This window comes from Thermoactinomyces mirandus, assembly GCF_013868055.1.
GTDB classification, from domain to species: domain Bacteria; phylum Bacillota; class Bacilli; order Thermoactinomycetales; family Thermoactinomycetaceae; genus Thermoactinomyces; species Thermoactinomyces mirandus.
This window is the reverse complement of sequence record NZ_JACEOL010000085.1, coordinates 1-6,082: the sequence shown is the minus strand read 5'-3', so window position 1 is coordinate 6,082 and position 6,082 is coordinate 1. Positions and strand designations below refer to the sequence as shown.

The following is a 6,082-nucleotide window of genomic DNA, read 5'->3' as shown; positions in this document are numbered from 1 at the left end:
ATTACAGGAATAGCTCCTTAAAGTTAATCTTAACAAGATTATAGACAAAAAGGGGTGACCCTGTGAGGGATGAAACTAATCTATCCATTAATTAATAAAGCATTGGAAAAATCAGTCAACTGCGAATAACAATAGGGTTTGGCAATGAAATAATAAACCTTATCTATTCTGGTCAAACCCCAAAAAAGTAGACGCAAAAAAACACCCGGATTATGCTGCATGCTGACGCCTGTATTCTAACAGGCGCCAGCTTATTTAATTTCAGTTGAAGTCTCTCCTCATTGTAAAAATGGTTATACTGTTGAATCAGGATTTGAGCCTGTTCAGCATCTTGGATATGATGGTATTGGAGAGTTTCTGTCTTTAAGTGGGAGAAGAAACTCTCAATCGGGGCATTGTCCAAGCAATTGCCTCGTCTTGACATGCTGGGTCGGAGGCCAAACTGAGCCAGCATGTGGTGGTAGTCATGGGACGTGTATTGGAAATCCCGATCGCTGTGAAGGATGGTTCCAGACACGTCCTCTTTTTTTCCAGAGCTTTTCGGACAGTGTTCAGAACCAATGCATTGTTGTTTCTGGAACTGATGTGAAACGCAACAATCTCATTGTTAAAAAGATCCATGATGGCAGACAGGAAAAGATTCTGGCCTCCAACGGGAATCCGGGTGACATCCGTTACCCATTTTTGATTCGGGCGCTCAGCGTAAAACTGGCGGTTCAACAGATTGTCTGCGATTCGCACTCCCATGGGAGTGCGATACCGATTTTGATCAAAGCGTCTTCTGCGGATGATCGATTGAATCCCAAGTTTCTGCATGATCCGGAGCACCTTCTTATGATTGACACGAAGTCCGTACAGACGCATCAACTCAGCCTGAATTCTCCGGTATCCATACCTCTTGTTTCGAAGCCCGTATATGTAGTGAATTCTCTCTTTGAGAGACTGATCTTTGTCCGTCTTGTTCTTCCTGGAAAGATAACGATAGTAACCGCTTCTGGAAACTCCCAAGAATTTACACAAATCTTTGACGCTATGATGGTGACGCAATTCATCCACAACCCGAAATTTCAGCTTTTTCCCTCCCTTGCCAAAATTTCCAACCACTTTTTTAGGACATCATTCTCCAATCGCAGCTTTTTGACTTCCCGCTCCAGATCTTTGTACTCTTTCCGCCTCCCCCTGTGCTCCATTAACCCAAATTCGCCTTGTTCACGGTATTTTCTCACCCAGACCTTCAGTCGCCCCACATCATGAATCCCCAGTTCTTTGGCGACTTTGGCCTTAGGAATCCCTTGGAGCCTCATTTCTATTGCCTTCTTTTTGAGTTCAAAGCTGTATGTCTTGAATTTCTGCCCTTTCCTTGCCATAAAAATCACCCCTTAAAATAATTCGGCAACCACAGGGGTTTTTCCGTGTCTATTTTAAGGGGTGCACATCATTCTGACAGGGTTTTTTTAGGGAGAGATATATATCCAAGACCAGTTATTTTCTATATACCACATCCAGATGATGAGTCGCTAAGTATAAGCGTAACCATTTCCGAGCATGTAGCAGCTACTCATGTGGTGCTGATGGCGCATGGTCGCCGGGAAATGGAATTTATCCGATCGGTTACCATTCAAAGAGTACACAGTTTGATAAATTTTTGGCCAGCCCATTTCACCACTTGCATATGCCAGGGCAATAACAAAAGGGGAGCTGGCTCCCTATAAATCACTTTCCCTTAACTCATTGCTGCAATGCGGGCAACCTGTGGTAATCAGCCTTGTATCCGCAACCTGGTTTATTTTTGCCATTTTTCAGCTATTGAAAAATCCCCTCCAGGTATTTTCGTGTACCTCCCTTTTCAGATGAGGTTTTTTCACATCAACTGTGAGGGGATCATCCAGATCCAGGGGTCATTTTTCAGATGACTTATTGAGAAAAGCAAGGCAGAACAGGCAATCTCCTTCACCGCGCATTCGACCATAATGAACGTTGCAGATATGAAAACCTTCATCATATAAGTCCACAAGATGATTTACTCCTTGCCCCACATCTTCCTCATCCTGTTCATGTTCGTTTTCCCGGGACTGGTCCGGCACAGGTAAAGGAACCCTTGATTCCTCTTTCTCCTGCAAGCGCTGATTTTCCATAACCAGACGAGTATTGTCCTCAATCAATTCCACAATTTGTTCTTTCAGACCGCCCAATTCTTTATATAATTCGCCAATCTGTTCCTCCATGCGTGCGATCTGTTTAAAGATTTCTTCCTTGTCCAAGCCCCCCCACCTCGTTCAATCACCAAAAGCGGTTAAGATTTGTTTTAACACCATTACTTCATCATTCCGCTGGTATGCGGAGACGCTTCAATCTTCACCTCGTCAATGGCATGCTCAACCAAGGTGCAAGAGTCGGATAGTTCTACTTGCACACGTCGTTCCAACATATTTAACAATACAACGCGTCCGGTTCCTTCCGGAGTAATCACTTTTTCCCCCAGGTCAGGCAGCAGCTGCTTTGCCTCCTCATAAATATTATTTTCATATTTCAGGCAACACATCAATCTGCCGCACAATCCGGATATTTTGGCCGGATTGAGTGAAAGGTTCTGATCTTTTGCCATCTTGATGGAAACCGGCTCAAAATCCCCCAGGAAAGATGAACAGCATAGAACCCGGCCACATGGTCCAAGTCCTCCAAGCATTTTCGCTTCGTCACGGACACCAATCTGGCGCAGTTCAATCCGCGTCCTAAAAACAGCAGCCAAGTCCCGAACCAATTCCCGAAAATCAACCCGGCCGTCCGCCGTAAAATAAAATATGATCTTATTCCGGTCAAACGTATATTCAGCATCAACCAGTTTCATTTCCAATCCACGGTTAAGAATCTTTTCCTGGCAAATTCCCAGTGCAGATTTTGCTGCCTTCCGATTTGCTTCCATCTGTTCCCGATCTTCGTCTGTTGCGATCCGGATTACCGTTTTTAACGGAAGGACGACTTCATCCTGCTTTACATAGCGAATCCCTGTAACAACTTCTCCATATTCAACGCCGCGAACAGTTTCAACGATGACATGACTCCCCCGTTTCACTTGAAAGTCAAGAGGATCAAAAAAATATATTTTACCCGCTTGCCGAAAGCGGACGCCAATCACTTTTAACACGCAAATCCCCCCTGTACTGCCAATACTCCAGGTCCAGTATGGCCGGAGGTTACATATAGTCGCCAAACGCTGTTTTTTCACGCAGTTTGCTCACCTGTTATACAGAAAATATATAAAAAGATCTGTTCAAATAACCGAATCTCATATGCAACCAAATATGCAACCATTCAGTTTATTCACTTTCTCATGGTTACCGAGAAAGCCTTTCTTATCATTCTATCATCGTTGATAAAAGTTGGGCAAATTTTTATTGCCTGCCCACTTGAACGATCCGTTACTTCCGGAAAGAAATCCATTTCATCAAATCATCGATAATGTCAGCAAACACCTGCTCGCCGGGTTGATCCGCCCGAATGACACAATAGCGGCTGTTTTCTTTGCAAGCAATTTCCCGAAAACCCAATCGAACCCGGTCATGAAACATTTTCTCTTTCAACTCCATGCGATCCTTCTTTGCATTGCGATTTAACACCCGTTTTTGCCCCAATTCCACAGGCAAATCCAATAAATAGGTACGATCCGGCGTTAATCCATCGGTTGCCCACTCGTTGATCTTCCACACTTCAGACACACTTTTTTCCGCGCCATACCCCTGATATGCCAGGCTTGAATCGATATAACGGTCACAAAGCACAACAAACCCCTGATGCAAATGGGGTTTTATCACTTCACGCACAAGCTGGGCCCGGGATGACGCATATAACAATACTTCCGTTTTCCATTCCATTTCACTCAGCTCGGGATCAAGCAAAATCTGGCGAATACGGTTTCCAATTTCTGTTCCCCCTGGCTCCCGTACCATCAGACAGCGAAATCCCTGATCCGTTAAATATTGGAACACCTGTTTGATTTGAGTTGTTTTCCCAGCTCCTTCCGGTCCTTCAAAGGTAACAAATATCCCTTTCATCTTCTCCACCACCCGGTAACAATTCATGTAATTAGGTTAGCACATTCACCATGGGATTAAAACGATGATGCACTCCGCGTACATTGCGGCCTCCTTTTAAAACCTGTTCCACGATTTCTATTTCTTCACTAGTCCATACTTCGCCTGGCAAAACCAAGGGGATTCCGGGAGGATAAGGAACAATCATGTCAACAGATGTTTTTCCTTCCGCTTCGTTCAGCGGCACCAGTGCGGAGGGTTCATGGCGCAACTGATCCAAGGTCTTGTTTACCTGCGCTGTCCTGGAAACAAAAGAAAAGGAAGAATGGTCTTCCTGTTCGGGGATTGTTTCCAATTTCCTGTCAATCTTTTGCAAAGCCAGGCATAAAACGTCCAAATCTTTTTTTTGCGTCCCCAAACCAAAAACGAGCAATGCCTTGAGCGGGTCAGCCATCTCAATCTGTATTCCCTCTTGCCCCAGTTGGTCAACCAGTTGAAACCCGGTCAATTTCCTGCCTGCCGACAAAATGCACTTCAAGGGATCATCCATATCTACTTCAAAAAGATGGTTGAGTGAATGGATATTTCCCCGGAAATATTTCAAATCCTGTAACAATCTTTCCAGCTGTTTTTCTCCTTCTACAGCCATAAAACGCCGTGTCACGTCCAGAGATGCCATCAATGGATAAGACGGGCTGCTTGACTCGATCACTCGCAACCAATAACCAATTTTTTCCCGATCAACGAGAGTTCCCTGCAAATGCAGCATGGAGGACATGGTCATGGAAGGCAGCATTTTGTGAGTAGACTGAATGGCAATATCCGCCCCAAGGTCCATCGCTGATGGTGGAAGGTCGGGATGGAATCCCAGGTGCGCTCCATGTGCTTCATCAACGATAAATGGAACTTGATAACGATGGCAAATTTTGGCAATTTCCCGAATGGGCTGGATCTGTCCGTAATAGGAAGGACTTGTCAGAATAACTGCGCTTACCGTATGATTCTCTTTTAAAATACGCTCAATTTCAGCGGGAGAAACCGATTTTTCCATTCCCATCTCGTCCCATTCTGCATGCAAATAAATCGGTTTTACTCTGGACAGCATACAACCATGAAAAACCGACTGATGACTGCTTCGCTGAACAATGACAAAATCACCCGGTTGACAGCAGGAAAGGATCGCAGCCAGATTTCCTGCAGTTGTTCCACCAACCAAAAAATAAGTTGCATCTGCCCGAAACGCCTCTGCCGCAAGTTGCTCAGCTTCTTTGATCACACCCGTTGGCTGATGCAAATCATCCAGTTGGCCAACTTCCGTTAAATCTATTTTTAAAACAGAATCAAACCAGTCCAATGCTTCCCGATCAAAGGCTTGTCCCTGTTTATGCCCTGGAACATGGAAATTTGCCGGCTTTTGCATCACATATGCCTTTAACGATTCAAACAGAGGTGCTTTTGTTTGATCCAAACACTTCTCCTCCCCATCCATTAAAAAAGGTTATCCATTTTTGTATGAATTTCATTTCTTAAGATAACCTCCATTCACGAACCATGCAATTCCTGTTCTTTATCCGTGTCTATTAAAGCACGTAATTTCCAAACAAAATATCCGTACAGAATTTGCCTGGAATCACATTCTACAATTTCCTTTTCACAAGCATCACAAATATAATTGTTTAAAATACGCAAACCATTATTTCTCTTTTGCTGGCAAACCATGCATATTTGCTTTTCCAGCATAACCATCCCCTGCCTGTTATGGATTTACTGTTATTTTTTCCAATAAACGAAACATTTAAACGGTTACGTGAAATTTTATATGTCCTGCTTTTATGTATGACAAAATCCTTTACTTCCCTATTGCTGTTTCCTTTTTTAATCCCAATCAAATTATTAGAGAAAATATGTTTCTATTAAATAAAAATCCACCTCAAGCTTATGCTTAAGGTGGATTTGTTTCAGCCTGGCAACGACCTACTCTCCCGGGGATAATCCCAAGTACCATCGGCGCTGGAGGGCTTAACTTCCGTGTTCGGGATGGAAACGGGTGG

At 43.9% G+C, this 6,082-nt stretch carries 8 protein-coding genes and 1 rRNA gene; all 9 read right to left on the bottom strand.

What is annotated here, in order from left to right; all coding sequences use genetic code 11:
* Positions 1-172: 172 nt before the first annotated feature.
* Complete coding sequence (locus H2C83_RS18655) at positions 173-424, bottom strand: integrase core domain-containing protein (protein ID WP_376766378.1); 252 nt, start codon at positions 422-424, stop codon at positions 173-175.
* Positions 364-1,104: an IS3 family transposase gene (locus tag H2C83_RS17095; RefSeq protein WP_181742375.1), complete on the bottom strand. Its 741-nt coding sequence runs from the start codon at positions 1,102-1,104 to the stop codon at positions 364-366. Before H2C83_RS17095 ends, H2C83_RS18655 begins: the two co-directional genes overlap by 61 nt.
* Entirely contained in the window at positions 1,068-1,367 is a 300-nt protein-coding gene (locus H2C83_RS17090) for a transposase (protein ID WP_181742374.1), read from the bottom strand. Before H2C83_RS17090 ends, H2C83_RS17095 begins: the two co-directional genes overlap by 37 nt.
* Positions 1,368-1,898: 531 nt before the next feature.
* Positions 1,899-2,261: a DNA replication initiation control protein YabA gene (gene yabA / locus H2C83_RS17085; RefSeq protein WP_181742373.1), complete on the bottom strand. Its 363-nt coding sequence runs from the start codon at positions 2,259-2,261 to the stop codon at positions 1,899-1,901.
* Between the two features lie 53 nt (positions 2,262-2,314).
* Entirely contained in the window at positions 2,315-3,145 is an 831-nt protein-coding gene (locus H2C83_RS17080; protein WP_181742372.1) for a PSP1 domain-containing protein, read from the bottom strand.
* 274 nt (positions 3,146-3,419) lie between these two features.
* The gene (gene tmk, locus H2C83_RS17075) at positions 3,420-4,052 is read right to left on the bottom strand and encodes a dTMP kinase (protein ID WP_181742371.1); all 633 of its coding nucleotides are present in this window, start codon (positions 4,050-4,052) and stop codon (positions 3,420-3,422) included.
* 31 nt (positions 4,053-4,083) lie between these two features.
* Positions 4,084-5,499 carry an aminotransferase class I/II-fold pyridoxal phosphate-dependent enzyme gene (locus H2C83_RS17070; protein WP_181742370.1) on the bottom strand — a complete coding sequence of 472 codons (1,416 nt, stop codon included), beginning with the start codon at positions 5,497-5,499 and terminating at the stop codon, positions 4,084-4,086.
* Positions 5,500-5,573: 74 nt separating this feature from the next.
* Entirely contained in the window at positions 5,574-5,771 is a 198-nt protein-coding gene (locus tag H2C83_RS17065; protein ID WP_181742369.1) for a sigma factor G inhibitor Gin, read from the bottom strand.
* Positions 5,772-5,992: 221 nt separating this feature from the next.
* Positions 5,993-6,082: ribosomal RNA gene (gene rrf / locus H2C83_RS17060) — 5S ribosomal RNA — on the bottom strand; the annotation flags it as partial.